The organism is Streptomyces sp. NPDC001848 (genome assembly GCF_042891915.1).
Lineage (GTDB): Bacteria > Actinomycetota > Actinomycetes > Streptomycetales > Streptomycetaceae > Streptomyces.
Map to the genome: position 1 here is coordinate 225,649 of NZ_JBIATP010000004.1, position 26,473 is coordinate 252,121.

The window sequence follows — 26,473 nt, forward strand, 5'->3', positions numbered from 1 at the left end:
ACCGGTCACCGCCGGTGCGGCCCGGCCTCCTCGTGGGTGTCACCGGGAAGCCGGTAGGCGGCGAGCGCGGCGGTGTCGTCGTCGAGGTTCGCGTCGCTGTAGGCCAGCAGATCCTTGTGCAGACGTTCGAGAAGTTCACCGGGAGGGAATGCGGCCCACGACCGGACCCGCTCGGCCAGCGGGTAGAACGCCCCCGTGCGGTCGCGCGTCTCCGTGACGCCATCGGTGTACAGCAGCAGCTGTTCGCCGGGGTGGAAGGGGCTGACGTCCACGTGGTAGTCGTCCCCGACCAGGACGCCGAGGTTGATGGGCGGTGAGGGATCGGCCGAGTTCAGCTCGGTGACCCCGTTCGGGCCGATGAGCAGCGGAGGGGGGTGGCCGCAGTTGACGATGCGGACCACGGGCTCGTGGTCGGGGACCTCGGCGAACACCGCGGTGACGAAGCGTTCCGCCACCTCGCTGCCCGCGAGTTCGGTGGCCCTGCGGGTCATGCTCCTCTCGACCCGGCGCGCCACCGCGGCCAGGTCGGGCTCGTCATGGGCGGCCTCACGGAAGGCGCCGAGCATCGTGGCAGCCGTCTCCACCGCCACCAGGCCCTTGCCCCGGACGTCACCGATGAGCAGGCGGACCCCGTACGCGGTGGGCACCGCCTCGTACAGATCACCACCGATCCGCGCCTCCGCGGCGGCGGACAGGTACAGCGTCTCGATCGACACCTGACCCAGGCGGTGGGGCACGGGGCGCAACAGCACCCGCTGTGCGGTCTCGGCCACGGACCGTACGGTGGCGAGCGTGCGCTCCCGGCGCATCCGGCTGGCCGCCAGAATCGTGCCCAGGACGCCTACCAGCATGGTGGAGATGTAGGCGGCCACGTAGTGGCGCTCCCACAGATACCCCACCATGCGGCCGGCACAGCACGGGGTGCCGGCCAGCACACCCTCGAACCCGACGGCGAACACCGTGATGGCGGCGACGGTGGCGGGACCGTGGGCGTAGGCGGCGACGACGGGGAGGGCGATCAGCAGGAAGCTCACCGGCCACTGCACGGGAGTGACCGGCTCGAGCACCAGGACGCCCGCGACGTAGAGCGCCGGCAGCCACCGCAGCCATACGGGCGGACGCGGCACCTGCAGACCCGTGCTGCTGAGCCGCGGCGCCCGGCGGCTTTCGGCCTCCCGGTGCCCCGACCACCTCACGGCGCGCTCCCGTCGGCACGGAACGGGGACGGCGCGCATCCCGGGCGCCCGGCTTCCGCCCCGGTGACGGCGACCGCCGGTGACGGCGGCACGAGGGTGCGCCCCGGGACCGGACGGCAGCCCGGGCGGATCCCTTCACACGGCCTGTTCACGAGAACTCCTGGCAGAGCCTGATCAAGACCACGGGCTTGGTGCGGCTCGACAGCGCGATCCGACGACTGCTCGGGCAAGGGGCATACCCGGATCTTCAGTGCAATCCTAGACGTTGTGGTCCGCGCGAGGGATGCCGAGCCGCACCGCACGCATCGGGGGACCCCACGCAAACCAGGGGGCGCGGACCGCCCGGTCACGGTGTGCGAAAAGGGGCAGCGAGGATGTCGGCGCGGGCCTTACCGTGCTGCGATGGGCCTGTATCCGGAGATCGAACCGTACGACCACGGCATGCTCGACGTCGGCGACGGCAACCGCGTCTACTGGGAAGTCTGCGGAAACCCGCGCGGCAAGCCCGCCGTCATGCTGCACGGCGGCCCCGGTTCGGGGTGCGGGGCGGGACACCGGCGCCACTTCGATCCGGCGGCGTACCGCATCGTGCTGCTCGACCAGCGCGGCTGCGGCCGTTCCACCCCGCACGCGAGCGCGTACGACACCGACATGAGCGTCAACACGACGGCCCACCTCATCGCCGACCTGGAGCGGCTGCGGCGGCACCTCGGGATCGAACGATGGCTGGTGTGGGGCGCGTCGTGGGGCTCGGTGCTCGGGCTCCGCTACGCGCAGACACACCCGCAGGCGGTATCGGAACTGGTCCTGACGGCGGTCGCGACGGGCTCGAACCGGGAAGTGAACCTGCTCACCAGGGGACTCGGGCGCATCTACCCGGACGCTTTCCGGCGATTCCTGGCCGCGCTGCCCGAGGAGGACCGCGAGGGCAACCTCGCGGCGGCCTGCAACCGGCTGATCGAGTCCCCGGACCCGGCGGTACGGTCCCGCGCGGCGCGGGCATGGACCGACTGGGAGACGGCGACGATCCCGGCGCCACCGCGATCGGTCGAGCGCTACGAGGACCCCGTGTTCCGCATGGGCTTCGCCAGGACGGTCACCCACTACTGGGGCAACGACCACTTCCTGGGCGACGGCAACGACGAGGGCGTCATCCTCCGCGACGCGATCCTCCTGAAGGGCATTCCCGGCACGCTGGTGCAGGGCAGCCTCGACTTCGGCAACCTGCTCGGCACGGCATGGCGGCTCCACCACGCATGGCCGGACAGCGAGCTCATCGTCGTGGACGACGTGGGCCACACGACCGGGGCACCGGCCATGGCGGACGCACTGGTGGCGGTGACGGACGCCCATGCACACCGCTGAACGTGCCGCACGCCGCCCCCGGTCGCGGACCTGACCGCTCCCCACCACCCCCTGCCTTCTGACGCCGGCCCGTGCGCCGGGAAGGACCGCACCGTGGACGCCGAACCCACGAACTCGGCAGCCTGGATCGCCTCGTCCGCGAGGTGGGGGAGGAGACCGGCTGCACCGTGCGGGAGGAGGACGTCGTACTGCTCGGCATGCTCCTGGACGACGTCGGGGGTGTGGTGAGGGCGACCGTGGCCGCCCTGGTCACCGCCTGGTCCGGCGAGCCCGCCGATCAGCCCGGGGAGCCGGTCGGCGACTGGCGGTGGTGGCCGCTCGACCGTCTCCCGAACGGCCTGTTCGTCCCGAGCGCCCAGTGCCTCACCGCATGGCGCCCCGAGATGCCGATCGACCATCCACCCGCCCGCTTCCACCCGCTGGGCTCCAACGGCACGCATGCGACGGGCGGTTGACAGGTCGCGCCTCGGACCTCGCGTCCGGTGGGCTGAGTTCAGCGCACGGGGAACCCGAAGGAGTATCCCCGCTGCTTCAGCCACGGGAGGATCTCGCGCAGGGCGGCCACGGTCTGGGAGCGGTCCCCGCCCGCGTCGTGGAAGAGGAGAGTGGGCCCGTTGTGGATCTCGCTCTTGACGGTGGCCACGATGGCGGCGGTCCCGGGACGTTCGAAGTCCTTGGAGTCGACGTTCCAGCCCAGCGGCCGCATTCCGTGGGAGGCGGCGAGGTGGCGGCTGTAGGGCGTGAAGGCGCCCCCCGGGGCCCGGTAGTACTGCGGCGGAACACCCCCCGACGCCTGAGTGATCGTCCGCTCGGCGCCCAGGATCTGCTGCGACTGGTAGGCCTCGGACTTCTTGTCCATGGCGGTGTCGTGGGAGACCGTGTGGTCACACAGCCGGTGCCCGGCCGCCACCACCGCCTTGACCAGATCCGGGTGCGCCTGGGCCTGCGTGCCCACCATGCAGAAGGTGGCCTTCACGCCGTTGTCCTGCAGCACTTTGAGCACCTGCGGCGTCCAGACGGGGTCCGGACCGTCGTCGATGGTGATGTTGACCCCGTGGGTGCCCCGGTCGGAGGCGTGGGCGATGTCCGCGGACACCGGCGTCTTCGCGGAACCCTGGGCCGGGGAGTTCGGCGCGGAGGAGTGCGCCCGGACGTCCGCTCGCGCGCCGGGCTCATCGGCGGGGCCGGCCTGCGCGGTCCACACCGAGGTGGCGGTCGCCACCGCCGTCACCCCGATCGCAGCCGCGAGCACCCGCCCGTGCCAACCCCGTCCGCCACGCCGCATCATGTCCGCCCCGCTCCTCGTCGTCTCTGTGGTCACGTGCACCCATCAGGACGGAAGAAGACCCTTACGGGATCCCTCTGTTACCGATCACGGACAATTCCGCGGGGATTTCACGACAGAGCGGCGGCGGCCCCCGGCGCGGACGGCTGATCGTGGTGACGGCCCGGCAACGAGCCGCCGGCCAAGGCAGAAGGATACGCGCAATGGCGGGAGTTGTCGGGCACCCCCTGCATCACGCCGGTGAACTGCCCTGCCTCCACGACGAGATGAGCGGCGCGCTCAGACCCGGCGCCAGCGCGCCAGCGCGAAGGAGAAGAGGCCGAACAGTACGACCCCGGCCGCGACGAGCACCAGCAGCCACGGACCGAACGGGGTGTCGGCGAACGATCGCAGTGTGTCGTCGAGTCCCTTGGCCCGGTCAGGCCGGTAATCGACCGCGGCGCGGAGCGCGAAGGCCCCCGCCGCGGCGAACACCAGTCCGCGCGCCGCGCCTCCGCCCACGCCGGCGACGTCCACCAGACGCCTCAGGCCCGGGGACATCTCGCCGAGCTTGAGATCGTCGTGGTATTTGCGCCTGACGGCCCGTACCCCGATCCAGACACCCGCCACGACGATCCCGACCGCGACGGCGCCCACGATCCACTGACCGGCGGGCATCCTCAGAGCCCTGGCCGTCACGTCCCTGGACTGCTCGTCGCTGGAGGTGCCCCCGGTGCCGGAACCGGTCGCGAACGACAGCACGGAGCAGGCGACGAAGGCGTAGAACGCGCACCGGACCAGCGCCGTCAGCCGCTTCGCCACCGTGCGGCCGTCCGGCCCGACGGAGCCGAACACCGCCTCGGACAACCGCCACACCGCCATGCCGGCGAGCCCGACGCCCAGCACCCACAGCAGTACGGCACCGAACGGCTCATCGGCGATCTCGGCGAGCGCACCACTGCGGTCCGCCTGTTGCCCGCCGTCGCCGAACGCGATCCGCAGTGCCAGTACACCGACCAGCACGTAGATCACCCCGCGCGCGGCCAGCCCCGCCCGGGCAGCGGCCCCCGTCAGCGAGCCGACCTCGCGCCCGGCCTGCATCCGGCGGGTATGGGCCATGGCACTCGTGTTCATCTCGACCTCCCCGAATCCGGGTGCCCCCACGCGGGGTTGACACACCGGACTCCCGCGCGTGCCGGTGAGGAGCGGCGGCTACGGAGGGGAGGGGAAGCGGGACCCGCGCACCTGGCGTACCCCGGACCAGGAAGGTGGCGGTGATGCGCTCGCTGTACTCGACGATCTCAGGGTGGGGGGGCGGCTTCCCCCAGGTGGGCTATGGCGTACCCGGTCATGGCGTCCTTCCCGGCGGCCTGGCTCGGTACGCCGACGATCGTGGCGTGCGCTCCGTGGCGGGGTCGATGACCTCAGCGGTGAGCGGCCCTGGCCGGCGGCGTGTATCTGCCACCCAGGACCGCTGCCCACCGGCTCCCGGTCAGCCGGCGGTTTCGCGCACGGAGCCGGGGTCCACGACCGCCGGCCCGTGACGACCGGCCTACTCGCTCTTGGGCGCCGCCTGCTGTACGACCTCGAAGGACCACAGCGTGGATCCGCTCGCCGCCGGCCTGGGGCGTTCGCCCCCTGCCGCGTCTCCGCCCTGGTGGGCCGCCTTCATGGGGCCCTCCATCCAGGCCTGGAAGGACTCCTCGTCCCGCCACCGGGTGTAGACCAGGTAGTTGTCGGTGCCGTCGACCGGCCTGAGGAGTTCGAACCACTCGAACCCGTCGGAGCTCTCCACGGTGCGGGCACGCGAGGCGAAGCGCTTCTCCAGCGTCTCCCGCTGCTCGGCGGGGACGGTCAGTACGTTGATCTTGACTACGCTCATGGTCCCATCCTGCCGCAGGGCGGCCCCCGGACGCCGAGCGGCTCGTCCGCTCGTGCGCAACGGGCGCGACCGAACGCGGCGAGTCCACGGCGCGCAGGTCCGCCAAGGACTTCTCCCGGCGCCTGGCGGGATGCCCCCGACCGCTCGTGTCCCGGTGACGTCACACTGGATTCGTGAACGAAGAGTCCAGGGCTCTGCACGAGCGACTTGCCCGGTTGGAAGAACTGCTCACCGAGGCCCGCCAGGTTCCGGCCTGGCGCCGGCCCACCCGTGACGAGTCACGCTGGGCCGTCAGCGGGGCGGTGCTCGCCGCGGTCGCTCTGCAACTCCTGCTCCCCGAGCGGCTGGCCTTTCGGCCGGAATGGCTGCTGCCCTCACTGGAACTGCTGTTGCTGGTCGTGCTGCTGTGCGCCTTCCGGATCCGAGCGGCGCTGGCCGCTTCGGTGCTCCGCGCGGGCGGGCTGACGCTGGCCGCCCTCGTCAGCGTCGCCAACGGCTGGTCGGCGGCGCAGCTGATCAGGGGGCTGGTGCGCGGCACCGAGGGCAGCGACGCCGGAGCACTGCTGATGACGGGGGCGAGCATCTGGTTGACCAACGTCATCGTCTTCGCCCTGTGGTACTGGGAGTGGGACAGGGGCGGACCGACGGCCCGCGCCGGCGGCCACCAAGAGTACCCGGACTTCCTCTTCCCCCAGATGCAGAGCGGGGGGCTGGCGCCGGCGGACTGGGAACCGGCGTTCGCCGACTACCTCTATGTGTCCTTCACCAACGCGACCGCCTTCAGCCCGACGGACACCATGCCCCTGTCCCGCTGGGCCAAGCTGCTGATGGCGTCACAGGCATCGATCTCGTTGCTGACCGTGGCGCTGGTGGTCGCACGGGCGGTGAACATCCTCAGGTGAGCGGCCGGATCGGACCGGGCCATCGCCGAAGGGGCCGAGGACCGCACCACCGACACCGTGCGGCGGGTCACCGGAGGTGAGCCGCGCGGCTTCCGCGCACACGTGGAGCGGACGGCGCGCCGGTCGGCCACCTCTCCGAGCGCGGTCGGCTGACGCGCTCGGGCGCACCCGCGCCCGTCGGCAGGCGGCCGGCCACGATCGCGGGTGAGAGAGGTCGGGGACGGGGCGCGAGAGGCCCCGGGGTGGGCGGTGTCTCGTACGAGGGATGCCGCCGGAAGGGACCCGTCGATGGTTCCGGGCCGGTGGAGAGCCGCCGGCGCCGAGGAAAAGGTAGGGACGAACGGCACGGGCACGTTGCCTGTCCGTGCACGAGGTATGACCTGTCCGCGTCCGCCGGGCCCGGGCACACCCTTCATCGCCGTCCGCGGCACCAGGATGTGCGTGACCGATGCCGACCACGTCACCCAGCACGGCCCGAACCTCCCCGCACCGCCTGTCCCACGCGCCTGTCCCACCGGGCGCTGCCTTCGAGGCACGGCGTGGGCTGAGCGTGTCGTCCGGGGTGGATGGATACCGTGGGGTCGGTCGCCAGTGATCAACTGCCGAGCGTTTCCCCGAGAAGGGAGTTCCCCATGGTCGACGAGCCGATCCTGGTGCTTGCGGCGACCGGTGGCCAGGGCAGGGCGGTGACCGAGGCCCTGCTCGCCCGAGGGGCCGGGGTCCGGGCCCTGGTGCGGGATCCCGCGCGCAGTGCCGCGAGGGAACTGGCCGACCAAGGCGCCGAAATCGTGGTGGGGTCCCTGAGCGATCGCGAGTCACTCGCCGCGGCCATGCGTGGGGTGGCCGCGGTGTTCGCGTTCACGACTCCCTTCGAGGCCGGCCCCGAGGCGGAGGTCGCCCAGGGGCGGGCGATCCTGGCCGCCTCGCACGAGCGGCGCGTGCCGCATCTCGTGTTCAGCTCGGTGGCCGGGGCCGACCAGGACAGCGGGGTGCCGCACTTCGAAAGCAAGGCACGCATCGAGGCCGAGCTGGTGTCGGGCGATGTGCCGTACACGATCCTCGGGCCGACCTACTTCTACGACAACGCGCTGGGCGGAGCCGAGGAGATCCTCGACGGTGTGCTCTACCTGCCGCTGCCCTCCGACCGGCCGTTGCAGCAGCTCGACCGCGCCGACCTCGGCGCCTTCGCGGCCGCGGTGCTCCTGAACCCCGGCCCGTACGCGGGGCACCGCATCGAGCTGGCCAGTGACGCCCCCACGCCCGCCGACATGGCGGCCGCGCTCGGGGCGGCCCTGGGACGCCAGGTCCGCCATGTGCGGGTGCCGCTGGCGGCGGTGGGCAATCCGGACATGCACGCGATGTGGACGTTCCTCAACGGGCCCGGCTACCGGATCGACATCCCCGCACTGCACGACGCCCATCCCGACATCCCCTGGACCGGCTTCACCGACTGGGCGGACCGCACGTTCGCGGACGCCCGCTGAGGGCACGCCTCACGCTCCGGCGCGGTGCTGAAGAGGGCGGGCTGTGCGCACCCACCCGCCGTCTGTGGGGCTTCCCAGCCGCGCTCCTCCTCACCGGGACCGCTATCCGGCGAGTGTCTGCGTGCCCAGCACCGTGAGCAGGGCGAGGCGCTCGGCGTCCTCGGTTCCCGGCTCGGCCGTGTAGACCATGATGCGCAGATCGCTGCCCGCCACGGTGAGCACGTCGCAATCCAGCGTCAGGGCGCCCACGCGCGGATGGTCGATGGTCTTGCGCGCAGCCTCATGACGGCCGACGGCGCCGGTGTCCCACAGCTCGGCGAACCGTCCGCTGTGCGTCCGCAGTTCCCCGATCAGCCGTCGTAGCCGCTCGTCGGCCGGATAGCGGGCGGCGGCCGCGCGCAGGTCCGCCACCAGTGCCGCCTCGAAGGCACGCCGTGACTCCGGGCTGTGCCGGGCCCGGGTGCCCGAGCCGACGAAGTGCCGCCACACGCTGTTGCGCTCGTTGCCCCGCCACCCCGACGGGTCGCCCATCAGGGCCGCGTACGGCGGGTTGGCCATCAGCAGCGTCCAGGTCGCGTCGTAGACCGCGACGGGCGTCCCGGTGAACCGGTCCACCATCCGCTGGACGCTCGGGGTGATGTAGGCGGGGACCGTGTCCGGGCCGGGCGGCGCCAGCCCCGCCAGCCGGAACAGGTGGGCCCGCTCGTCGCCCGACAACCGCAGGGCCCGGGCGAGGGCGTCGACGACCTGCGTCGACGGGTTGGAGGCGCGGCCCTGTTCGAGGCGGGTGACGTAGTCGACGGAGATGCCGGCCAGCATGGCCAGCTCCTCACGCCGCAGCCCCGCCGCGCGCCGCTGCCCGCCCGCGGGCAGCCCCGCGGCCTCGGGCGAGACCCGGTCGCGCCAGCGGCGCACCGCCCTGCCGAACTCCGCCGTCGCCATGTCGACCAGTGTGCCCCCGCGCCGCCCGCTGTGCCTGGTACCGGCAGTCCCAGGAACACGGGACGCCTGGCTGACCGCGCCGCCCGCGCGGAGGCTGGGGACATGACGACAACACTGATCACCGGGGCCAACAAGGGCCTGGGCCACGAAACCGCCCGCCGGCTGCTCGCCGCCGGCCACACCGTCTACGTCGGCAGCCGGGACGCCGAACGCGGACGCCGCGCCGCCGACCGGCTGGGCGCGCGCATGGTCCTCATCGACGTCACCGACGACGCGTCCGTCGCGGCGGCCGTCAAGTCCATCGAGGCCGACGGCGGACTGGACGTGCTCGTCAACAACGCGGGCATCGAGGAACGCGGCGAAGGCAACACCGTCACCGGTGCGGCGGGGACCACCGCGGATGTGATGCGTCGCCTGTTCGAGACCAACGTCTTCGGCCTGGTGCGCGTCACCCATGCGTTCCTGCCGCTGCTGGAGCGGTCCGCCGCACCGGTCGTGGTCAACGTCAGCAGCGGCCTGGCCTCGCTCACCCGCCTCGCCACCCCGGGCACGCCGGCGTACGCCTACCCCGGTGTCGCCTATCCGGCGTCGAAGGCCGCGGTCAACATGATCACCGTGCAGTACGCCAAGGCGTTCCCGAACATGCGGATAAACGCGGTGGAGCCCGGCTACACCGCGACGGACCTGAACGGCCGCACAGGTACGCAGACCGTCGAGGAGGGAGCCGAGATCATCGTCCGTATGGCCCAGGTGGGCCCGGACGGCCCGACAGGAGGCTACGTCGACGCCGCCGGACCACTGCCCTGGTGAGTGCCCGTCACCCTGCCGATGCCCACCGCCGGGCGGGCATGGCGAGGCGGGCCGGGGTCAGGTCCGGTGACGCGGCCGGTGCTGCGCCGTCGCCCCCCGGGCCCCTCGGGCGGTCGCCTGGCGTCTACGCACCGGACCCGCTCACGGGAGGGTTCGCTCCCTGCTCCGGCGGTCCGCCCGCGTCCGTGAAGAACTGCCAGAGAGTGAAAAGGGCGATGAGCTGGGCGAGCAGATAAGCCACCTGCAACGAGAAGTACCGCATGTGGTAGATGGACAGGAGCAGGCCGAGGCGGCTCTGCCAGTAATGCCGTTCACCACGGAAGGTCTCCAGGTCCAGGACAATGCCGGTGACCGTGAGCACGGTGAGCATGGCCACGGCGTACAGGGCCAGGTGGGTCTGGGGTTCCCGGGAGATCAGGTTGCCGATGGCGTCCAGGCCTACGGGAAGGGCGAAAGCGGCTGCGACAGGCAGGCTCCGCATGGGTCCGCGGCGTCCCGGAAGCCGACGCCAGAGCGCACCGAGCAGGAAGCCGGCCACGGCCCATGTCACTTCCCAGTAGAGACAGTCCATGAGTGTGTCGGGCAGGCCGAAGCCGTAGTACAGAGTAGACGTCAAGGCATCCCCTCTGAGCTGCTCGGCCCATACGATCAGCGCGCTCGCGGGCAGCCCGACGAATGCGGCGAGCCGGGCGGCCCGCCGGCCGTTCTCCCACCAAGTGTCGTGCGGTCCCAGAGCGAGCGCCGCATCGACGACCGAGACGTCGAGAGGTAGTTCGTCCGCCGCTCCGGTGGAGTTCCTCCAGCGATGGAGGCTGCGCAGCTCACGTTCACATGTCCGCCTGTCCATCGCCCCGTCGTCCGACTGCCCCTGATCGAGGCGGCGAAGCTTGGCATGTATCTCCCGGTATCTACGGGCTCGGTCGAGCAGTTGCTGCCGCTGCGATGAGATCGTCCTGCTCAAGGGTTCACCGGAACGCCGCAGTGGTCGTTCGAGCACTGCCGTGCCTCTGCACACGGTGAGGACAAGGCCGAAGGAGCCGAGGTTCACGAAGAACCACAGGCTGTTCGCAGCGTCGTTGCCGACATACACCCCAAGACTCAGTCCGACCATGACCGGGAAGAGGATGAGCATCCACAGCTTTTCGACCGGGCCGGGGTTCAGCGGTGAGGCCGCTGGGCTGTGGGCTCTGGCCCGAATGACAGCGAGGATCGCCAGTCCGCTGAACAGCCAGATGTAACCTGACCACCAGTCCCGGCTGTTGACGGCGAACCAGGCCAGTTCGTTGCGCAGCGCCTGTAGATGGTCGATGCCATAGTGGACGTTCGCGCGCTCACTCAGCCATGAGGCGCGTTGCCAGGCCCGCTCGCTGGTGTTCGCCACGCAGAGACCGATCACCGCCACGGTGAGAAGGACCGATGGCGCGGTCCACCGCAGGGACAGCTCGCGTGGCCGGGGCGGCACTTGGGAAGTGGCGGGCGGGACGGGGCGGATCAGTCCGGCGGAACCAGCAAGCCGCCAACCCAAGGCCGCGGATCCCATGAGGAGCAGGGCGAAGACACAGCCCGTGGCGGTGAACAGCCCCAACACGGCCTCGTCGTGAGCGTTTCGGGGTACGAAGGCGTCCGCGGTCAGTCCGAGGGCCTCGGGGCGCAGCGCCACCGTGAGGCCGGGCAGGGTGAGCGCGGCGCCGGCCAGCCACAGAGTGCGTCGCCGCGGGCGGCCCACGAGGAGGAGGATCCAGCCCAGGACGATGTTGTCGACAAGGGCGTAATGCGCCTGCCGGTTGGCCCATTCATCGCCGAAGAGCCGTTGCATCACGGTGTAGAACACGTTGTCGCCCGAGGTGAGCAGCATCACCACCACGGCGATCCATGCCCACAGCTCAGCCATGGTGACCCGGTCGGTCTCCTCCGGCGACAGCGGCCCGGCCGCTCTGGTCCTGCGGGCGGCGTAGAGCAGCATCGCCGCCACGAACCACGTCCACCCACTGATCTCGTCGGGCACGGAAAAGCGCAGGCGATCTCCCTGAGCGGCCCAGGAACGCTGCCAGGAAGGGTCCAGCCGCACCCGCACCGCCGGCATGTTCGCGCCCGGCCTCGGCTCCCACACCAACCCGGACTCGCCCTCGCCCCTCGTCGGACGGGGTTCGGCCGAGACGGCGCTGGAGGAGCCCGGCTCCACGGTGACGGACGACCATCGGACATGCTGCAAGGCCGGGGCCGGATTGAGCCGGATGCTCCAGTAGTCGTTGCCGATGTCGATGTCCCAGGGGCCGACCCAGGTGGTGCCCTGGTGGCCGGCCCAGGCGTAGGTGTCGACCTGGACTCTGGTGCCGTTCCTTTCCGACCTGATCTCCGGGCGATGGGACCGCCACTCGTCCCACCACTGGAACTGCGACTCCGGCCCTCTCATCAGGCAACGCATCGCCCGCCGGTACTGCTCGGAGTCCTCGCCCAGCAGCAGACCTGTGGCGTACCGCCACTCGGTGGGCACATGAACGGTCAGGCTGCTGACGATCTTGGTCTGCGTGCCCTTGTCGTCCTCCAGCCGCACGGAGGCGCTCGCCGCCCCGTGGGCCAGGCTCCGGCTCGCGCAGGCGTCGTCCGAGGCATGTGCCTGCAGGGGCGCGGCAAAGGCACCGAGCAGCACTGCGATGAGCACGGCCACGCAGGTTCGCAACACGCCTCCCCGGGTGCGTAGTTGACCCGACCCCATGATGGACGGAGATCCACTGCCCTGCAGGCGGATCCGACGGTGAGAGCAATCCTCTTGGCCGGACCCACTTCCGGTGCCCTCTCCCCGATCCGGTTCCGTCCCCGACGACAGGCGGCGGCCGTGGCGCCTTTGGTGCAATCGTGGCCGGTGTTTTGCTGCCCCACCGTTGCCCTGCTCCGCCGCCCGTGCCTAGCCTCACCTGCGGACCGCGGGAGGTCGTCATGCTGAAGACCGTCAGAGAGCAGGCAGCGGGGCTCACCAAGGACCAGCGCCATGCCTTCGTCGCCGCCTATCTGGGCTGGGCGATGGATGCGTTCGACTACTTCCTGGTGGTTCTCGTCTACAGCGAAATTGCCAAGGACTTCGACGTCTCCCTCACCGACATGGCCTTCCTCACCACCGTCACCCTGGTGATGCGCCCGGTCGGTGCCCTGCTGTTCGGTATGTGGGCCGACCGCCGCGGTCGCCGCGTCCCGCTCATGACCGATGTCGTCTTCTACTCGGTCGTCGGCTTCGCCTGCGCCTTCGCGCCGAACTACACCGTGCTGCTGGTGCTGCGCCTGCTGTACGGCATCGGAATGGGCGGCGAGTGGGGTCTGGGCGCGGCGCTGGCCATGGAGAAGATCCCGGCGCACCGGCGCGGCTTCTGGTCGGGACTGCTGCAGAGCGGGTACTCCCTGGGCTATCTGCTGGCCGCCGTCGCGTTCTTCGTCATCGAGCCCGCCTTCGGCTGGCGGGGACTGTTCGCCTTCAGCCTGCTGCCCGCACTGGTCGCGCTGTGGGTGCGTACCCGGGTCGAGGAGAGCGAGGTGTGGGCCAGGAGCGTCCGGCTCAACCGCACCCCCGCGTACCAGGTGTTCAAGAACCCGGCGGTGTTGCGGCGCTTCCTGTACCTCGTGGCGCTGATGACCGCCTTCAACTGGATGTCGCACGGCACCCAGGACATCTACCCGACCTTCGTCAAGAAGGGCCTGGGCCTGTCCGCGAACACCTCGATCGCCATCGCCGTGGTGTACAACATCGGCGCCATCCTCGGTGGTGTGCTGCTCGGCGCCTACTCCGAGCGACTGGGCCGCCGCCGTACGATCATGATCGCTGCGGCGGGCGGGCTGCTCGTCGTGCCGTTCTTCGTCCTGTCCACCAGCGTCGGCTGGCTGATGCTCTCCTCCTTCCTGATGCAGGTGTGCGTACAGGGTGCCTGGGGCGTCATCCCGGCGCACCTGACCGAGATGAGCCCGGACGCCATCCGGGGCTTCTACCCGGGCGTCACCTACCAACTCGGCAACCTGATCGCCGCCCTCAACCTGCCGATCCAGGAGTCCCTCGCCGGGCGACACGGCTATCCGGCGGCGATGGCATGGACCATCCTGCCGACCCTGGCCGTGGTCATCCTGCTGAGCGCGGTCGGCAAGGAGGCCAAGGGCATCCGGTTCGGCAGCACGGGCACGCAGGCCCCGGCCGACGCGGCGACCGACGCCGCACAGCCCTGACACCCATCCGCCCTGACACCCATCCGCCCTGACGCCCATCCGCCCTGACACCCATCCGCCCTGACACCCATCCAGCCTGACGCCCATCCGCCCTGACCCCCGTCCAGCCTGACGCCCATCCGCCCTGACCCCCATCCGCTCCGACCTTCACACTCGCGCGCCACCGTCATCGCCGCCGGGCGCGCCCCGAACTCACCTCGGGCGGCCACGCACGACCTGCCGACACACCCGATGGCCTTGACTTGGAGAACACTCGAAGATCTAGTGTCGCGAGGGTCGAGGACGTTACGGGTGACTGTGAACGGAGACGGACATGCACGTGGGCGTGCACATCAACCGGTTCGACCACCCCGAGGGCGGCGGCGCGCTGCGCGACGAGCTGGCCGCCGCAGGCGCCGCGGCGGAGGCGGCCGGCGTGAGCTGGCTGTCGGTCATGGACCACTACTTCCAGATGGAGTTCAACGGCGGAGCCGAGGCGCCGATGCTGGAGGCGTACACCACCCTCGGATACCTGGCCGCCCGGACCTCCACGGTGCAACTCGGCGCACTGGTCACCGGAGTCACGTACCGTCACCCCGGACTCCTCGCCAAGATCGCCACGACCCTCGACGTACTGTCCGGCGGCCGGGCCACGCTGGGGATCGGGGCCGCCTGGTACGACCGCGAGCACCACGGCCTGGGCGTGCCGTACCCGCCGCTGGCGGAACGGTTCGAGCGGCTCGAGGAAACGCTGCGGATCTGCCTGCAGATGTGGGATACGGAGAACAACGGACCGTTCGAGGGCCGATACCACCAGCTGTCCGAGACGCTGTGCGTGCCGCCGCCGGTGAGTTCTCCCCGCCCGGAGATCCTCATCGGCGGCGGGGGTGAGAAGAAGACGCTGCGGCTCGTCGCCCGCTACGCGGATGCCTGCAACCTGTTCGCCACGACGCCGGAAGAGGTCGCGCACAAGCTGGACGTGCTGCGCCGCCACTGCGACGACGTCGGCCGCGACCACGTCACCATCCGCAGGACGGTGACGTACTCGGGAACACCCGCCACCGAGGGCGACGTGGACGCCTTCACCAGGGACATCTCCGGCTACACCAAGCTCGGCATCGACACGGTGATCCTCGCGCCCCGCACGGGCGCCACCTCCCCGTGGATGGAGACCTTCGTGGCTCCCGCCGTGCGACGGCTGGCCGAGTTGGACTGAGGCGTCGGCGAGAAACCCGACACGGCGAGCCTCGACCACCAGGCCGGCGGGCCGTCGGCGGGCGGCACAGGCGGTGCTCGGGCGGAAGGTGCGGGACGGCGTGTGACCTCCCCAGGAACACGCCGCCCCGATCACCCTGCCGCCAGGGCGGCTACCCCTGGCGGTCGTGTTCATTCCTGTTCGCTCCGAAGAAGCGGCTCGTTCCGAAGAAGCGGCTCGTTCCGAAGAAGCGGCGCATCCTCGACGACAGTGGACAGGGGCGGCGACGCGCCCTCGTTCAGTTGTCGCCCGACCTCGCTTCCTGGTAGAGGCTCTGGACGCTCTCGCCGAAGGCGACGCTGTAGGAGGCGTCGGCGGTGTCACCGCCCTGCTCGTAGCCCCCGATGACTCCCATCACCGTGCCCGGGCTGTCGTCGGTGACCCACGGGCTGCCGCTGGTGCCGCCGGTCATGCCGGTGCAGTAGATCTCGTTCTGGGTGCTGCTGACCGAGGATATGTGGTTGGTGCAGGTCACCGGGTCCTGTGCCGTCTCCGGGTAGCCCGTGATGGTGACATGACCGCCCGTGCCGTGGTCGATGCCGAGGGTGTAGCCGCCGACCACCGACTGGATGGTGCGCCCGTCGAGCGGGGCTACCACGGCGAATGCCACATCGTCGTCCGGGCTGGAGTCGTCGGTCCACCGGGCGTCGACGACGATGCGTTGCAGATGCCACACGCCGTAGGGGGCGAGACCGTCGTGGTACGCCGGCACGAAGACGTCCGATGTGGAACCGAGGCAGTGCGCGGCCGTCACGATCAGGTTCTCGCCAGGGCTGTTCACCACGCTCGCCGTGCAGTGATGCGACCCGTTCAGGCCACCGTCGAACAACGCCCCCACCTGCGGGGGAAGCTGGGAAGCCGGAACCGTCCGTGAGACGCCCAGGGGAGCCGCCTGCTGAGACGGGGACGCGGTGGCGTGTGGCGAGGGTCGGGCCGGGGCGACCGACGGGGCCGGTGAGGCGGTCGGTGAGGGGGTCGCCTTCCGATCGGCGGTGGACGGCGGCCGCTGGCCCCCGCCGCCGGAATGCCGCGGTGAGGTCGCGGTCCGCCTGGCGTTCGCGGCGCTCAGGCCGAAGATCTTGCCGGCAGCCGTAGCGCCACCGGTGCACGCCACCAGGCATGCCACGACGCACCCCAGAACGAGCGCCGGTCTCCGATACCGGGCGCCTCCAGTGCGTCGCCTGCCACTGTCTGTCGCCCGCTGCATCGTCATGCGCTCGTCCCGCCTCCCCAGGGCCCTGTCGTCTGCCCTCTGGTACCCCCACCTGCCTCAGATGTGCAGGAGGATCGCGCCTCCCTGTGATGCCCGGATGGGAGACGGATGGGAATCGGATGAAGGTGCTGCGGGAGGGGACGTCCGACAGGTCAGGCAAGAGCGCCCTTCTCACAGATCAGCCGGGCGACCTCGCGCACTTTGATGTTCTTCTCCTGGGAGTAGCGGCGCAGCACATCGAACGCCTGGTCCTCGGTGAGGTGGTGGCTGCCCATGAGGATGCCCATGGCCTCGCCGATCGTGTGCCGCGTGGCGATCGCCTGCTCCAGCTGTGCGTGGGTGCGTGCGCTGGAGAAGGCGACCGCGGCGTGCGAGGCCAGCAGCCATCCGGCGGTCTCCCCGGCCTCGGTGAACGCGCCCGGCCGGCGGGAGTAGAGATCCAGCGCGCCGAGGTCCTCGTCCTCGGTGAACAGCAGGAAGCCCATGATGCTGCCGACCCCCAGCTCGGCCGCCCGCGGCGCGTAGCCGGGCCAGCGTGCATGCTCCTGGGTGAGGTCGGCGATGCGGAACACCCTCTCCCCGTCGCGGATGCGAGCTGCGTCGAAGCAGGGGCCTTCCCCGAGGCTTTCCTGGAGCTGGTCGCTGAGGAGGACCAGGTCCTCGGTGGGCGCCAGCGACTGCACCCGCCTGCCGTACAGCAGCAGGATTCCGGCCGCGTCGCACCCCGGCACCAGCTCGATGGCCGAGGCGGTGATCCGCTCCAGGGTGGCATCGACCGAGTCCTGGGCGAGCAGGTCACGTGCCATGGAGGCCATCTGCTGCGCGAACGTACGCCAGTCCATAGCGCCCTCCATGCTGTCGATGGCTTTCCGGCTCCCAGGCCGGCCGGGCCGCGGATCCGGGTCGCACAGCTCAGCGGCGAGTATCAGGTCCGGCAGCGCCCGCGTCACCCCTCGAGCCCTCCACCCTTCCTCTCGCCACCCTAGGACCTGTCTTCCGGATCAGCTCGGTGTCGCCGGGGTGCCGTATCCCCGTTGAGGCCCGGTGCGTGTCGCACCGTGTGATCCGGGGTGCCGCACCAGCACGCCACATCGCCACCATTCAGCGGGTGCGTCGAGCGCGCACCGGGCTGCGCGACGGTGACCCGGTGGACGACGACGGCATTCCCTGTTCGTGCACGTCGGCTCATGCCGTGGGTCCGCCGGCTCCGGGCCGATGGCCGCCGCAGCGCGACACCGTTCAGGTGGGTGCCTGTCACGCGTCCAGGGCGGCGCGGAGGGTGGGGTGGAAGTCGATGAGGGAGTCCAGACCGACCAGCTGCAGGACGCGCAGGACGGGTTGCTGAACGCCGACCAGCCGCAACCACCCGCGATCGCCGTGGGCCTGCCGGGCGGCGATGAGGACGGTGATGCCGCCGGAGTCCAGGAAGGTCACGCCGCTGAGGTCCGCGACGGTCCGCGGCGCGGTGGTGCCGGAGGGAGGCGTCAGGGCCTGGCGGAGAGCGCCGACGGTGTTGTGGTCGATCTCGCCTTTCACTGTGACCACGGTGACGCCGTCGACCAGAGCGCTGGTGATCGACAGGCGGTTCGGTTCTGCCAGTTCGTCGGTGTCCGTCACACGTCCCTCAACAACGCTCGGTGATCTTCAAGCCACTGCTTCCCAGGAGATGCTGCCCACGATGCTACGGGGGATGCTCCCGACGCCCCGCGACTTGGGTGCCGCAGGTCTGGACGGCGCGGGAGTGGGTATACGCGGGCGTGTGAACGGGGTAGCGAAGGTGATTCGGATGGAACCAGATGTCCTCGGGGAGGAACGGATAGCACCAGAGCGTGAGTATGTGCACGTCACGGCCGCCTTGGAGGGCGACGGCGCGTGCATCGCGGAGGCCCGTCATCTGGCGGCCGACTTCCTCGCCCGGGTGGAGGCCGTCCATGGGGTGCTCGTGCCGGAGCGGACGGTGGACCTGACGCAACTGGTGGTCAGCGAGCTGGTCACCAATGCCCGCAAGTACGCGCCCGGTCCGGTGCTGCTGGAGGTACGGATAGCCGACGGGGCGGTGGAGGTGGAGGTCTGGGACAGCGATCCGGTACTGCCGGTGGCCCGGGCGGCCGATCCCGGCCGGGTGGGGCAGCACGGCTTGGAGATCGTGATGGCCGTCGTGCAGGGGTTCGAGGCACGCCGGGAACCGGTCGGCAAGCGCATCACCGCCCGGATCGCCCTGCTGGACGAGCCGCTCGTCGACCTCACCGGACGCCGCGCCCGGTAAGGCTGATGCCGCCCCGGCCTCCCGGCGGGCCCGGCGGTGACACCGCGCGTTGCGGGACGCCGGGGAGGGGTGCTCGGCACGGACCGGCGACGGGGACAGGGGAGCACGGCAGGCAGCGATACGACGGACGGAACCGTGCCGCGATTCCGTCGGACGGGGCGGCCATGACCAAGGCCACTGATGATTCGGTCGAGATCCATTTCATCGGCAACGCAAGGTCCTGCTCCGCTACGGGGAGCTGACCCTCCTGACGGACCCCAACTTCCTGCACCGTGGCGAGTACGCCTACCTCGGGTACGGGCTGGTGAGCCGCCGCCTCACCGAGCCGGCCCTCGATGCCGCCGCACTGCCGCACCTGGATGCCGTGGTCCTCTCCCACCTCCACGGAGACCACTGGGACCGCAGGGCCCGACGGCACCTGGACCGTTCCCTGCCCGTCGTCACCACCCCGCACGCCGCGCGTCGGCTCAGGACCGTGCACGGGTTCCGCCGGGCGGGAGGACTGCGGACCTGGCAGAGCTGCACGCTCCGGCACGGTGACGACCAGGTGCGCGTCACCGCCCTGCCGGGACGGCACGCCGGCCACCCGGTGCTGCGCCGGCTCCTGCCGCCGGTGATGGGCAGCATGCTGGAGTTCGGTCCGGCGCGCGGCCCTGTCCGACTGCGGCTGTACGTGTCGGGGGACACGCTCCTGTTCGACGGGCTCGACGCCATCGCCCAGCGCTTCCCGGCCGCCGATCTCGCCGTGTTGCATCTCGGCGGCACCCTGCTGCCAGGTGGCTTCCTGGTGACCATGGACGGCGCCCAGGGAGCCGATCTGTCCCGGCGCCTCCAGCCCCGCCTGATCCTGCCCGTCCACTACGGCGACTACACGGTGATGCGCTCGCCGCTCGCGGACTTCCTCGCCGCCATCGCACAGGCGGGGCTGGGCGATCGGCTCGTCCGCTGCCGTCATGGACAGCGGGCGCGGGTGAGCGCCGCGAAGGACGAGGCCCCTGCCGTCTTCTGATCCGGCGTCGCTCAGCGGCCGGGCGGTGGCTGGATGGAGTCCTTCAGGCGCGCCGCCGCGAGTCCCTGCTCCTGGATGCGCTGGAGGAGAGTGCGGAACATCTCCGCCACCTGCCCGCGCGACGCTTGTTTCCTGTCGTCCCTTGAGCCGGGCCGGCGGGTGGAGCGCCGGTGATCGAGGCGCGGTGGGGGCGCCTGAGTGACGGGCCGAAGCAGGCGTGGGCCTGGCGGGAATGCGTGAGCGGCTCCCGTGGTTGGAGAAGGCAGCTGACATGCTCGGGCCAAACGTCCGGGGATGTGGGCGGAAGGAGGGCCTTATGGCACGCACCAGCGCGCGTCCCGTCGTCAGGCTGAAGTCGACGGCCGGGACCGGTGTCACCTACGTGACACGCAAGAACCGTCTCAACGACCCCGACCGGCTCGTCCTGCGCAAGTACGACCCGGTGGCCGGCCGACACGTCGAGTTCCGCGAGGAACGCTGAACCACGCCTCCGCCCCTGGGCGGTGAACCACAAGGAGGTACACACCATGAGGCGCGACATCCACCCCCACTCCCGCCCGGTCGTCTTCCGCGACCGCGCCGCGAACGCCTCGTTCCTCATCCGCTCGACCGCGCACTCGACCCGGACGACCGAGTGGGAGGACGGCCACGTCTACCCGCTGGTCGACGTGGAGATCTCGTCGGCCGGCCACCCGGTCTATACCGGCACCTCGCGCGTCGTGGACACAGCGGGTCGCGTCGAGCGCTTCGAGCGCCGCTACGGCCGCGCGGCGGCGGCCCGCCACTGACCGCCGTCCCCGTCCCGATCCCGAGCAGAAGAGGAGACCCGTCATGAAGGTGCGCAAGTCCCTGCGCTCGCTGAAGTCCAAGCCGGGGGCCCAGGTGGTTCGCCGGCGCGGCGTGACCTTCGTGATCAACAAGAAGGACCCGCGCTTCAAGGCCCGTCAGGGCTGACAGCCCGCAACGCAGAACACGATCGGCCCGGCCCGCACTTCGAGGGCCGGGCCGATTTCTGCCTCGCGTCCTCGCGTCCGGGAGGGCGGGGCGGGGGCCGCCGAACGACCGGCTCGCGACGGGCACCGGAACGGTGCGTAAAGGGAGCAGGCAAGCCCGAGGCTGTGGCAGGATGCGGCGATGATCTCTTCCTCGCCGATACCGCCCGTAGTTCCCGCAGGGAGGATGGCGCAGACGGAACAGCCCGTACTGGGGCTGTCCGGCGGGTGGGAACTGCGCCCCTGGTCCCTCAGCGATGCCGGCGCCTTGTTGATCGCCGACCAGGACCAGGCAATTCGGCAATGGAACCGCCTGTCGGTGAACTCGCTGGACGAAGCGCGTCGGAGGATCGAGCGCATGCACCAGCGGTGGCGAGCCGAGCTCAGTGCGATCTGGGCCGTCGCCCGGCCTGGCGGCGAGGCCCAGGGCCTGATCGGCTGGGGCGACATCGACCTGAAGGGTGGCAGTGCGGAGATCATCTACTGGCTCCTGCCCGCAGTACGCGGTGAGGGTGTCGCCGTGGCGGCGACAGTTCGTGTCAGCCGGTGGGCGCTGAACGAACTCGGCCTGCATCGCCTGCGGTTGTGCCACTCGGTCGCCAACCCGGCGTCCTGCCGAGTGGCGGACAAGGCCGGGTACTCCCTGGAAGGCACCATGCGCAGCGCGTTGCTGCACGCCGACGGATGGCACGACGAGCACCTGCATGCCCTGGTCCAAGGCGACATCTGATCCTGCGACAGGCTGTCAGGCCACCACCGCGGAAGCGGCGTGCACCGGCACGGTCGCAGGGCCGGCCCTGCTCGGACGGTGTCGAATCAGCGGGCCGTGGGTCCCCTGAACGCAGGCTCCCGGTCCGTTACGGACGGGGATGGGCCGAGCGGGGGAGTCGGAGCGGTGGGCCGGTCTGCGGTGTCCGCCGCTGCCCGTCGCTTTTCTGCTGACCAGAGTGCGGTGTCCGCGGTGGCGGATCTGCGACCCCGGTTCCCGCGCAGGTCGATGGCCCTTACAAGTGAGCGTTACGGATATGTCGGTGTTTTGTAACGCGAACGGTGTGGTTGATCCAGTGGCGGTGAGGGGCGCCACAGTGGCGGCCTCGGCATCCAGCCGGGATCTCGGACGCACACCGGCCCGACCGGGGCGGGTGTGCGCGAACGCCGGAAGGGGCAGCTTCATGTCTGTTTCTCGTACCGCTCTTCGGCTGATCGCCGCGTGTGTGGCATCGGGCGCTCTCATCGGAGCGGCCGCCCTGCCCGCCCTCGCCGACGGTGGCGGTCATGTCCGCGCCCAGGGGAGAACTCACGCACACAGTGACGTCCTCAGCACCGTCGCGGAGGACCACGACCGCGGCGGTCAGCGGCACCTGGATCGCAACCACGGCTGGTACCGCGACCGCGAGCACCGCCACAGCCACGACCACGGTCGCTTCGGCGGCCGGCACGGGGAACCGGGGCGGCACCACGGCTGGTACGGCGGCCGTCACCACGACCGTCGCTTCGGCGACTGGCTCCGTGACCGGAGCCGGCACCACGGCTGGTACGGCGAGCGGCAGCGGCACCACGGCCACTACTCCCACCGCGGCTAGGACGTGACGCCGCCTGGGCCCGCCGGCTCGGTGGACGACCCGGTCCCCGGCTGTCGGGGAGGCGGGCCCAGGCGGGGGGACCGCGACCGGGACGACCCGGTGAGTCGAGGGAAAAGAGGGGCACCCGTGCGATGACCTGCGTACGGTGACCTGGCGCCGGGCAGCGGACGGGAGTGAGGGGACATGACGGACGTCGACACGTTCATGAGCCGGCTGAACCCTGAGATGTGCGTCGTCACGGCGGCAGCGGGCCAGGAGCGGTCCGGTTGTCTGGTCGGATTCTCCTCGCAGTGCTCCATCCGGCCCGTGCGGTTCGTGGTGTGGCTGTCCAAGGTCAACCACACCTACGGGGTGGCCCACGGCGCGGAATGCCTCGCCGTCCACCTGCTGACCGGCGACCAGCACAAGCTGGCAGCCTTGTTCGGCGGGGAGACGGGCGACCAGGTCGACAAGTTCTCGCATGTGCGCTGGACGCGGGGGTACGGCGGGGCGGTCGTCCTGGAGGACGCGGCGGCCTGGTTCGTCGGCACCGTCGAGCGACGCGTCGACGGGGGCGATCACGTCGGCTTCGTCCTCGAACCCGTACAGAGCGGCCGACGGATCGACGGCCCCTTGCTGCGGCTCGATGACGCCCTCGACATCAGTCCCGGCCACCCGGTGGACTAGCCAGGGCCTCTCGCCGACCCGCTCCGACTGCCGGCCGACCACTCCAAGGTCGCGGCCTCCAAGGTCGCCGCCCCCGCTGTACCGTCCCGCCGGAGAAAAAGTTGAGCGAGCAGGTGTCAACTTTCCGGCAAGTGCGGTATATCGGAAGTGGAGAAGCAGAAGGAAACAGCAGGAGTACGCACCAAGGAGGGATGCAGATGCTGATGCGGACGGATCCCTTCCGCGAGTTCGACCGGCTCGCCGAACGGCTGTGGGGGACGGCCGCCCGCCCTGCCGGTATGCCGATGGACGCCTGGCGCGAGGGTGACACGTTCTGCGTGGAGCTGGATCTGCCGGGCGTGCCCCCGGAGTCGATCGACCTCGACGTCGAGCGCAACGTCCTGACCGTGAAGGCCGAGCGCAAGCCGGCGTACGGCGAGGACAGTGAAACGGTGATCACCGAGCGGCCTGCGGGGACGTTCAGCCGGCAGCTGTTCCTCGGCGAGACCCTGGACACCGAGCGGATCGACGCCTCCTACGAGGCAGGTGTCCTGAAGCTGCGGATCCCGGTCGCCGACCAGGCCAAGCCCCGGAAGATCGCCGTCAGTGGTGGTGGTGAACGCAAGGAGCTCCGGAGCTGATCCGGGGCGGACTCCCTTCGTCGGTCACAGCGGCAGGGCTCGGGCGACAAGCCCGGGCCCTGCCGTCATCCGCGGGTCCGGTCCGGCGTGTCACGTTTGCTGGGTGAGGGTCATTCGCCCTGGCCCGCGGCCAGGCGGGCCTCGAAGCCGTCGAGGATGGACCGAAGACCGAATTCGAAGCTGTTGTCTGGGGCCGCGGCGTAGTCCGACGTTGCGGGGGTGCCGAGGCGCTCACGCAGTCTCGGGAACCGCATGGCGATGTCGGTGGCCCGTGCCATGGCCTGGGACAGTTGCTGCTCGGGATCCTTGCCGTTCTTGCCCAGCCGCCGGTTCAGCGAGATCTGTGCGGCGGGCCCGAGGGTGCTGCCGAGTACGAAGAGGCAGACCGTGGCGGCTGCCCGGTCCGCGTCCGCGGCGGCGAAGCCCGCCTTCTCGAAGACGGCGAGGCTGTGGTCGTCGAAGCGGGCCTTGCCGGGGCCGTAGAGGAGATGACTGCCGAAGGCCTGCCCGAGCCACGGGTGCCGGGTGAGCATCGCGTGCAGGGCGGTGGCCAGGGTGGCGGCGGCCGTCCGCCAGTCGGTGGTGTCGAGATCGGGCAGCTCGACCTCGTTCCAGATCGCGTCGCCGGCCAGCCGGACCAGATCGTCCTTGGTCTTGATGTGCCAGTAGATGGCCGTGGCGGCGGAGCCGAGCCGATGTCCCAGGCTGCGCATGTTGAGACCGTCCAGACCCTCGGAGTCCAGGAGTTCGATGGCGGCACGGACGATCTGGTCTTCGGTCAGCGTGTCTCGCAAACCCGGCGGGGGGCTCGTCTCCTCGGTGAGTGACCTGTTGCGCTGGGCCCGGTTCCACCTCGGCGGCGGAGACGGCGTACTGCCCACCGAGGCGCTGCACCGCATGCGGCGGCAGACGGTCGCTCTGCGTGGCACCAGCCTCGGTGACGCCTTCGGTGTCGGCTGGTTCCTGCGCGACATCGACGGGGTCCGCACGGTCGGCCACGGCGGGTCGGGCAATGGGCAGTTCGCCGAACTGCTCCTCGTGCCCGAACGGAACTTCGCCGTCACCTCCCTCGCCAATGCGGGTCCCGCAGGACATCTGTTCAACCAGGCTGTCGTCCGCTGGGCGCTGGAGCACTGCCTCGGCACGGTGGAACGTGATCCGGAGTCCGTTCCGCACGACGAGGCACGGGCACGGGAGGTCGCGGGCCGCTACGAGATCGACGTGATGAATCTCGACATCGCCACCGACGGCTCCCGGCTCACGCTCGCGGTCGGGATCAAGCCGGAGATCCGCGCGGCCTCGGCGGCCGACATGCCCCCGGACCACCCGTCGGCCGCCATCGGCTTCCTGCCCGGCGACGGCGACGAGTACATCGTCACCGAAGGCGGCCTGAAGGGGCAGCGCGGCTTCTTCACCCGCGACGGCAGTGGCTCGGTCGTGGGCGTCGACCTGGCCGGCAGGCTCTTCGGCAGGGTCACGGAAGCACCCTGACGGCACGGGGGCGGGGTCCGTTCCCTCAGTCCGGTCGACCGCGTTCCACCAGCCCAGCCCAGCCCAGCCCAGCCCAGCCCAGCCCAGTCGCCGTGTCGCGGCACTAGGTTCTCGGCTCGACCGAGGACAGCTCAGGTCGACGCGCGCGCTGAGGCGCCGGGCCGTGTGCAGGCCTGGCGCGGGTCGAGAGGCCCGTGATCGCCTGCGCACACGACGACGGCTTCCACCCGTTCGCCGCAGTCCCGGTGGTGGACCTCCAGGGGTGGTCCCTCCGGGTCCGCCGTGTAACGGTCGCCCCATTGTTTGAGTGCGATCATCACGGGCCACAGATCCCAGCCCTTGCGTGTGAGCCGGTATTCATGGCGGGTGCGGTGGCCCGGCTCGCGGTACGGGACGGTCTCCAGGATCCCGGCCGCGACCATTTTGCGCAGCCGGTCCGACAGCACCGCGTCGGACAGTCCCACGTGGCGGCGGAAGTCGTCGAAGCGGTGCACGCCGTTCATGGCGTCGCGCAGGACCAGCAGCGACCACTTCTCGCCGATCACGTCCAGGGTGCGCTGCACCGTGCAGTTCTCGGTGCTGGTCTCCAGCCAGGTCATACGGCCATCGTAGGCTGACTTCGGTATTGACAGCCAGGAATGGTGCTGGCTAGCTTCCGATTCAGAAGTCAGCGCGGGAAGGGAACGCCCATGACGAGGTCACGCACGTTCGAGTGGGAGGACCCGGGCGTCTCCGCGGCCGCCGTCGGGCGGGAAACTGGTCTGGATTTCCTGCGCGGCGTCCTCAGCGGGCGTCTGCCGGCCGCCCCCATCGCCGCGACGCTCGGCTTCACGCTGGAGGAGGTCGAGTTCGGCCGTGCCGTCTTCGCTCTGGAACCGGGGGAGGAGCACTACAACCCGATCGGCAGCGTCCATGGCGGCGTGTACGCCACCCTGCTGGACTCGGCCGCCGGTTGTGCCGTGCAGTCCGTCCTCCCGGCAGGTACGGGATACACGTCGCTCGATCTGAATCTGAAATTCCTGCGTCCGATGACCGTCGACACCGGTAAGGTCCGCGCCGTCGGCACCGTCCTCAACCACGGCCGCCGTACCGCCCTGGCCCAGGCGCAGCTGTTCGACTCCGAGGACCGCCTGCTCGCCCACGCCACCAGCAGCTGCATGCTCTTTCCCGTGCCTGAGAGGTAATCACTCCGAGGCGATCGCGGAGGTCCCGGCCGCGCCGACCGGGCGGCCGGAGCTGTATGCGTATGGCTTGGCCCGGGCGGACCCGTCACCCTGATGGCGGGAACCCCAGCTGCCCGTTCCCTGCCGTCCGGCGGCGGTGCCGGTACGTTGCCCGGCCGGACGTC

Annotated in this window: 27 protein-coding genes and 2 pseudogenes; 18 read left to right on the forward strand and 11 right to left on the reverse strand. The window is 70.7% G+C overall.

Annotation, left to right across the window (positions count from 1 at the left end; genetic code table 11):
- Positions 1-5: 5 nt before the first annotated feature.
- Positions 6-1,196, reverse strand: coding sequence for a PP2C family protein-serine/threonine phosphatase (locus ACFYZJ_RS09995; protein WP_388565031.1), 1,191 nt, complete (start codon positions 1,194-1,196; stop codon positions 6-8).
- A 402-nt stretch (positions 1,197-1,598) separates the two neighbouring features.
- Between ACFYZJ_RS09995 and pip the strand changes: the two genes are divergently transcribed.
- Together pip and ACFYZJ_RS10005 are read left to right on the forward strand one after the other, a co-directional pair.
- Positions 1,599-2,561, forward strand: coding sequence for a prolyl aminopeptidase (pip, locus tag ACFYZJ_RS10000; protein ID WP_388565034.1), 963 nt, complete (start codon positions 1,599-1,601; stop codon positions 2,559-2,561).
- A gap of 125 nt (positions 2,562-2,686) precedes the next feature.
- Positions 2,687-3,016 (forward strand): annotated as a pseudogene (locus tag ACFYZJ_RS10005) (NUDIX domain-containing protein); the annotation flags it as partial.
- A 38-nt stretch (positions 3,017-3,054) separates the two neighbouring features.
- On the opposite strand, the gene ACFYZJ_RS10010 reads toward ACFYZJ_RS10005, so the two are convergent.
- From ACFYZJ_RS10010 to ACFYZJ_RS10020, 3 genes are all read right to left on the reverse strand, one after another.
- Positions 3,055-3,849, reverse strand: coding sequence for a polysaccharide deacetylase family protein (locus ACFYZJ_RS10010; protein ID WP_388565037.1), 795 nt, complete (start codon positions 3,847-3,849; stop codon positions 3,055-3,057).
- Between the two features lie 276 nt (positions 3,850-4,125).
- On the reverse strand, positions 4,126-4,959 hold the full coding sequence (locus ACFYZJ_RS10015; protein WP_388565039.1) for a DUF1206 domain-containing protein: 834 nt from the start codon (positions 4,957-4,959) through the stop codon (positions 4,126-4,128).
- Positions 4,960-5,377: 418 nt separating this feature from the next.
- Complete coding sequence (locus ACFYZJ_RS10020; RefSeq protein ID WP_388565042.1) at positions 5,378-5,707, reverse strand: antibiotic biosynthesis monooxygenase family protein; 330 nt, start codon at positions 5,705-5,707, stop codon at positions 5,378-5,380.
- Between the two features lie 173 nt (positions 5,708-5,880).
- Here ACFYZJ_RS10020 and ACFYZJ_RS10025 point away from each other — a divergent pair, with 173 nt between their 5' ends.
- Positions 5,881-6,609, forward strand: coding sequence for a hypothetical protein (locus ACFYZJ_RS10025; protein WP_388565044.1), 729 nt, complete (start codon positions 5,881-5,883; stop codon positions 6,607-6,609).
- Between the two features lie 632 nt (positions 6,610-7,241).
- Positions 7,242-8,093 carry an NmrA/HSCARG family protein gene (locus ACFYZJ_RS10030; protein WP_388565046.1) on the forward strand — a complete coding sequence of 284 codons (852 nt, stop codon included), beginning with the start codon at positions 7,242-7,244 and terminating at the stop codon, positions 8,091-8,093.
- A 102-nt stretch (positions 8,094-8,195) separates the two neighbouring features.
- Here ACFYZJ_RS10030 and ACFYZJ_RS10035 read toward each other — a convergent pair whose 3' ends face one another.
- A complete protein-coding gene (locus ACFYZJ_RS10035) occupies positions 8,196-9,035 on the reverse strand; it encodes a helix-turn-helix transcriptional regulator (protein ID WP_388565049.1) in 840 nt (279 codons plus the stop codon).
- A gap of 102 nt (positions 9,036-9,137) precedes the next feature.
- Here ACFYZJ_RS10035 and ACFYZJ_RS10040 point away from each other — a divergent pair, with 102 nt between their 5' ends.
- The gene (locus tag ACFYZJ_RS10040; RefSeq protein ID WP_388565052.1) at positions 9,138-9,845 is read left to right on the forward strand and encodes an SDR family NAD(P)-dependent oxidoreductase; all 708 of its coding nucleotides are present in this window, start codon (positions 9,138-9,140) and stop codon (positions 9,843-9,845) included.
- A gap of 124 nt (positions 9,846-9,969) precedes the next feature.
- On the opposite strand, the gene ACFYZJ_RS10045 is transcribed toward ACFYZJ_RS10040, so the two are convergent.
- On the reverse strand, positions 9,970-12,528 hold the full coding sequence (locus tag ACFYZJ_RS10045; RefSeq protein WP_388565054.1) for a DUF6185 family protein: 2,559 nt from the start codon (positions 12,526-12,528) through the stop codon (positions 9,970-9,972).
- Between the two features lie 254 nt (positions 12,529-12,782).
- On the opposite strand from ACFYZJ_RS10045, the gene ACFYZJ_RS10050 reads away from it, so the two are divergent.
- Both ACFYZJ_RS10050 and ACFYZJ_RS10055 read left to right on the forward strand, forming a co-directional pair.
- The gene (locus ACFYZJ_RS10050) at positions 12,783-14,051 is read left to right on the forward strand and encodes an MFS transporter (protein ID WP_388565056.1); all 1,269 of its coding nucleotides are present in this window, start codon (positions 12,783-12,785) and stop codon (positions 14,049-14,051) included.
- A gap of 313 nt (positions 14,052-14,364) precedes the next feature.
- Positions 14,365-15,246 carry an LLM class F420-dependent oxidoreductase gene (locus ACFYZJ_RS10055; RefSeq protein WP_388565059.1) on the forward strand — a complete coding sequence of 294 codons (882 nt, stop codon included), beginning with the start codon at positions 14,365-14,367 and terminating at the stop codon, positions 15,244-15,246.
- A 277-nt stretch (positions 15,247-15,523) separates the two neighbouring features.
- On the opposite strand, the gene ACFYZJ_RS10060 is transcribed toward ACFYZJ_RS10055, so the two are convergent.
- The 3 genes from ACFYZJ_RS10060 to ACFYZJ_RS10070 form a co-directional block, all read right to left on the reverse strand.
- The gene (locus ACFYZJ_RS10060; protein ID WP_388565062.1) at positions 15,524-16,498 is read right to left on the reverse strand and encodes a trypsin-like peptidase domain-containing protein; all 975 of its coding nucleotides are present in this window, start codon (positions 16,496-16,498) and stop codon (positions 15,524-15,526) included.
- 152 nt (positions 16,499-16,650) lie between these two features.
- Positions 16,651-17,340: a GAF and ANTAR domain-containing protein gene (locus tag ACFYZJ_RS10065; RefSeq protein ID WP_388565065.1), complete on the reverse strand. Its 690-nt coding sequence runs from the start codon at positions 17,338-17,340 to the stop codon at positions 16,651-16,653.
- A gap of 412 nt (positions 17,341-17,752) precedes the next feature.
- Positions 17,753-18,115 carry an STAS domain-containing protein gene (locus tag ACFYZJ_RS10070; protein ID WP_388565068.1) on the reverse strand — a complete coding sequence of 121 codons (363 nt, stop codon included), beginning with the start codon at positions 18,113-18,115 and terminating at the stop codon, positions 17,753-17,755.
- 169 nt (positions 18,116-18,284) lie between these two features.
- Here ACFYZJ_RS10070 and ACFYZJ_RS10075 point away from each other — a divergent pair, with 169 nt between their 5' ends.
- The 9 genes and pseudogenes from ACFYZJ_RS10075 to ACFYZJ_RS10115 all read left to right on the forward strand — a co-directional run bounded on the left by ACFYZJ_RS10075 (position 18,285) and on the right by ACFYZJ_RS10115 (position 23,634).
- On the forward strand, positions 18,285-18,764 hold the full coding sequence (locus ACFYZJ_RS10075; protein ID WP_388565070.1) for an ATP-binding protein: 480 nt from the start codon (positions 18,285-18,287) through the stop codon (positions 18,762-18,764).
- 164 nt (positions 18,765-18,928) lie between these two features.
- Positions 18,929-19,773, forward strand: a pseudogene (locus ACFYZJ_RS10080) (MBL fold metallo-hydrolase).
- A 316-nt stretch (positions 19,774-20,089) separates the two neighbouring features.
- On the forward strand, positions 20,090-20,254 hold the full coding sequence (rpmG, locus tag ACFYZJ_RS10085; protein WP_388565073.1) for a 50S ribosomal protein L33: 165 nt from the start codon (positions 20,090-20,092) through the stop codon (positions 20,252-20,254).
- A 46-nt stretch (positions 20,255-20,300) separates the two neighbouring features.
- Positions 20,301-20,561 (forward strand): type B 50S ribosomal protein L31, encoded by a 261-nt coding sequence (locus ACFYZJ_RS10090; protein ID WP_388565076.1) that lies wholly within the window; start codon positions 20,301-20,303, stop codon positions 20,559-20,561.
- A gap of 43 nt (positions 20,562-20,604) precedes the next feature.
- Entirely contained in the window at positions 20,605-20,727 is a 123-nt protein-coding gene (ykgO, locus tag ACFYZJ_RS10095; protein WP_028801377.1) for a type B 50S ribosomal protein L36, read from the forward strand.
- A 225-nt stretch (positions 20,728-20,952) separates the two neighbouring features.
- The gene (locus tag ACFYZJ_RS10100; protein WP_388565079.1) at positions 20,953-21,495 is read left to right on the forward strand and encodes a GNAT family N-acetyltransferase; all 543 of its coding nucleotides are present in this window, start codon (positions 20,953-20,955) and stop codon (positions 21,493-21,495) included.
- Positions 21,496-21,937: 442 nt separating this feature from the next.
- Positions 21,938-22,348, forward strand: coding sequence for a hypothetical protein (locus ACFYZJ_RS10105; RefSeq protein ID WP_388565082.1), 411 nt, complete (start codon positions 21,938-21,940; stop codon positions 22,346-22,348).
- Between the two features lie 183 nt (positions 22,349-22,531).
- The gene (locus ACFYZJ_RS10110) at positions 22,532-23,014 is read left to right on the forward strand and encodes a flavin reductase family protein (RefSeq protein WP_388565085.1); all 483 of its coding nucleotides are present in this window, start codon (positions 22,532-22,534) and stop codon (positions 23,012-23,014) included.
- 197 nt (positions 23,015-23,211) lie between these two features.
- Positions 23,212-23,634: an Hsp20/alpha crystallin family protein gene (locus tag ACFYZJ_RS10115; RefSeq protein WP_388565088.1), complete on the forward strand. Its 423-nt coding sequence runs from the start codon at positions 23,212-23,214 to the stop codon at positions 23,632-23,634.
- Between the two features lie 110 nt (positions 23,635-23,744).
- Here ACFYZJ_RS10115 and ACFYZJ_RS10120 read toward each other — a convergent pair whose 3' ends face one another.
- A complete protein-coding gene (locus ACFYZJ_RS10120) occupies positions 23,745-24,428 on the reverse strand; it encodes a TetR/AcrR family transcriptional regulator C-terminal domain-containing protein (RefSeq protein WP_388565091.1) in 684 nt (227 codons plus the stop codon).
- On the opposite strand from ACFYZJ_RS10120, the gene ACFYZJ_RS10125 reads away from it, so the two are divergent.
- Positions 24,385-25,125 carry a serine hydrolase domain-containing protein gene (locus ACFYZJ_RS10125; RefSeq protein WP_388565094.1) on the forward strand — a complete coding sequence of 247 codons (741 nt, stop codon included), beginning with the start codon at positions 24,385-24,387 and terminating at the stop codon, positions 25,123-25,125. The genes ACFYZJ_RS10120 and ACFYZJ_RS10125 overlap by 44 nt on opposite strands.
- A gap of 131 nt (positions 25,126-25,256) precedes the next feature.
- On the opposite strand, the gene ACFYZJ_RS10130 is transcribed toward ACFYZJ_RS10125, so the two are convergent.
- A complete protein-coding gene (locus ACFYZJ_RS10130) occupies positions 25,257-25,724 on the reverse strand; it encodes a winged helix-turn-helix transcriptional regulator (protein WP_388565096.1) in 468 nt (155 codons plus the stop codon).
- A gap of 90 nt (positions 25,725-25,814) precedes the next feature.
- Here ACFYZJ_RS10130 and ACFYZJ_RS10135 point away from each other — a divergent pair, with 90 nt between their 5' ends.
- Positions 25,815-26,309, forward strand: coding sequence for a PaaI family thioesterase (locus tag ACFYZJ_RS10135; protein WP_388565098.1), 495 nt, complete (start codon positions 25,815-25,817; stop codon positions 26,307-26,309).
- Positions 26,310-26,473 lie beyond the last annotated feature (164 nt).

Bases quoted from the DNA above. Each gene is read 5' to 3' on its own strand.
- ACFYZJ_RS10060 (WP_388565062.1), bottom strand. From the start codon at position 16,498: ATGACGATGCAGCGGGCGACAGACAGTGGCAGGCGACGCACTGGAGGC.
- ACFYZJ_RS10030 (WP_388565046.1), top strand. From the start codon at position 7,242: ATGGTCGACGAGCCGATCCTGGTGCTTGCGGCGACCGGTGGCCAGGGC.
- ACFYZJ_RS10135 (WP_388565098.1), top strand. From the start codon at position 25,815: ATGACGAGGTCACGCACGTTCGAGTGGGAGGACCCGGGCGTCTCCGCG.
- ACFYZJ_RS10075 (WP_388565070.1), top strand. From the start codon at position 18,285: ATGGAACCAGATGTCCTCGGGGAGGAACGGATAGCACCAGAGCGTGAG.
- ACFYZJ_RS10125 (WP_388565094.1), top strand. From the start codon at position 24,385: ATGGCGGCACGGACGATCTGGTCTTCGGTCAGCGTGTCTCGCAAACCC.
- ACFYZJ_RS10040 (WP_388565052.1), top strand. From the start codon at position 9,138: ATGACGACAACACTGATCACCGGGGCCAACAAGGGCCTGGGCCACGAA.
- ACFYZJ_RS10105 (WP_388565082.1), top strand. From the start codon at position 21,938: ATGTCTGTTTCTCGTACCGCTCTTCGGCTGATCGCCGCGTGTGTGGCA.
- ACFYZJ_RS10050 (WP_388565056.1), top strand. From the start codon at position 12,783: ATGCTGAAGACCGTCAGAGAGCAGGCAGCGGGGCTCACCAAGGACCAG.
- ACFYZJ_RS10065 (WP_388565065.1), bottom strand. From the start codon at position 17,340: ATGGACTGGCGTACGTTCGCGCAGCAGATGGCCTCCATGGCACGTGAC.
- ACFYZJ_RS10100 (WP_388565079.1), top strand. From the start codon at position 20,953: ATGGCGCAGACGGAACAGCCCGTACTGGGGCTGTCCGGCGGGTGGGAA.
- pip (WP_388565034.1), top strand. From the start codon at position 1,599: ATGGGCCTGTATCCGGAGATCGAACCGTACGACCACGGCATGCTCGAC.
- ACFYZJ_RS10110 (WP_388565085.1), top strand. From the start codon at position 22,532: ATGACGGACGTCGACACGTTCATGAGCCGGCTGAACCCTGAGATGTGC.
- ACFYZJ_RS10115 (WP_388565088.1), top strand. From the start codon at position 23,212: ATGCTGATGCGGACGGATCCCTTCCGCGAGTTCGACCGGCTCGCCGAA.
- ACFYZJ_RS10035 (WP_388565049.1), bottom strand. From the start codon at position 9,035: ATGGCGACGGCGGAGTTCGGCAGGGCGGTGCGCCGCTGGCGCGACCGG.
- ACFYZJ_RS10090 (WP_388565076.1), top strand. From the start codon at position 20,301: ATGAGGCGCGACATCCACCCCCACTCCCGCCCGGTCGTCTTCCGCGAC.
- ACFYZJ_RS10055 (WP_388565059.1), top strand. From the start codon at position 14,365: ATGCACGTGGGCGTGCACATCAACCGGTTCGACCACCCCGAGGGCGGC.
- ACFYZJ_RS10015 (WP_388565039.1), bottom strand. From the start codon at position 4,959: ATGAACACGAGTGCCATGGCCCATACCCGCCGGATGCAGGCCGGGCGC.
- ACFYZJ_RS10010 (WP_388565037.1), bottom strand. From the start codon at position 3,849: ATGATGCGGCGTGGCGGACGGGGTTGGCACGGGCGGGTGCTCGCGGCT.
- ykgO (WP_028801377.1), top strand. From the start codon at position 20,605: ATGAAGGTGCGCAAGTCCCTGCGCTCGCTGAAGTCCAAGCCGGGGGCC.
- ACFYZJ_RS10130 (WP_388565096.1), bottom strand. From the start codon at position 25,724: ATGACCTGGCTGGAGACCAGCACCGAGAACTGCACGGTGCAGCGCACC.
- rpmG (WP_388565073.1), top strand. From the start codon at position 20,090: ATGGCACGCACCAGCGCGCGTCCCGTCGTCAGGCTGAAGTCGACGGCC.
- ACFYZJ_RS10020 (WP_388565042.1), bottom strand. From the start codon at position 5,707: ATGAGCGTAGTCAAGATCAACGTACTGACCGTCCCCGCCGAGCAGCGG.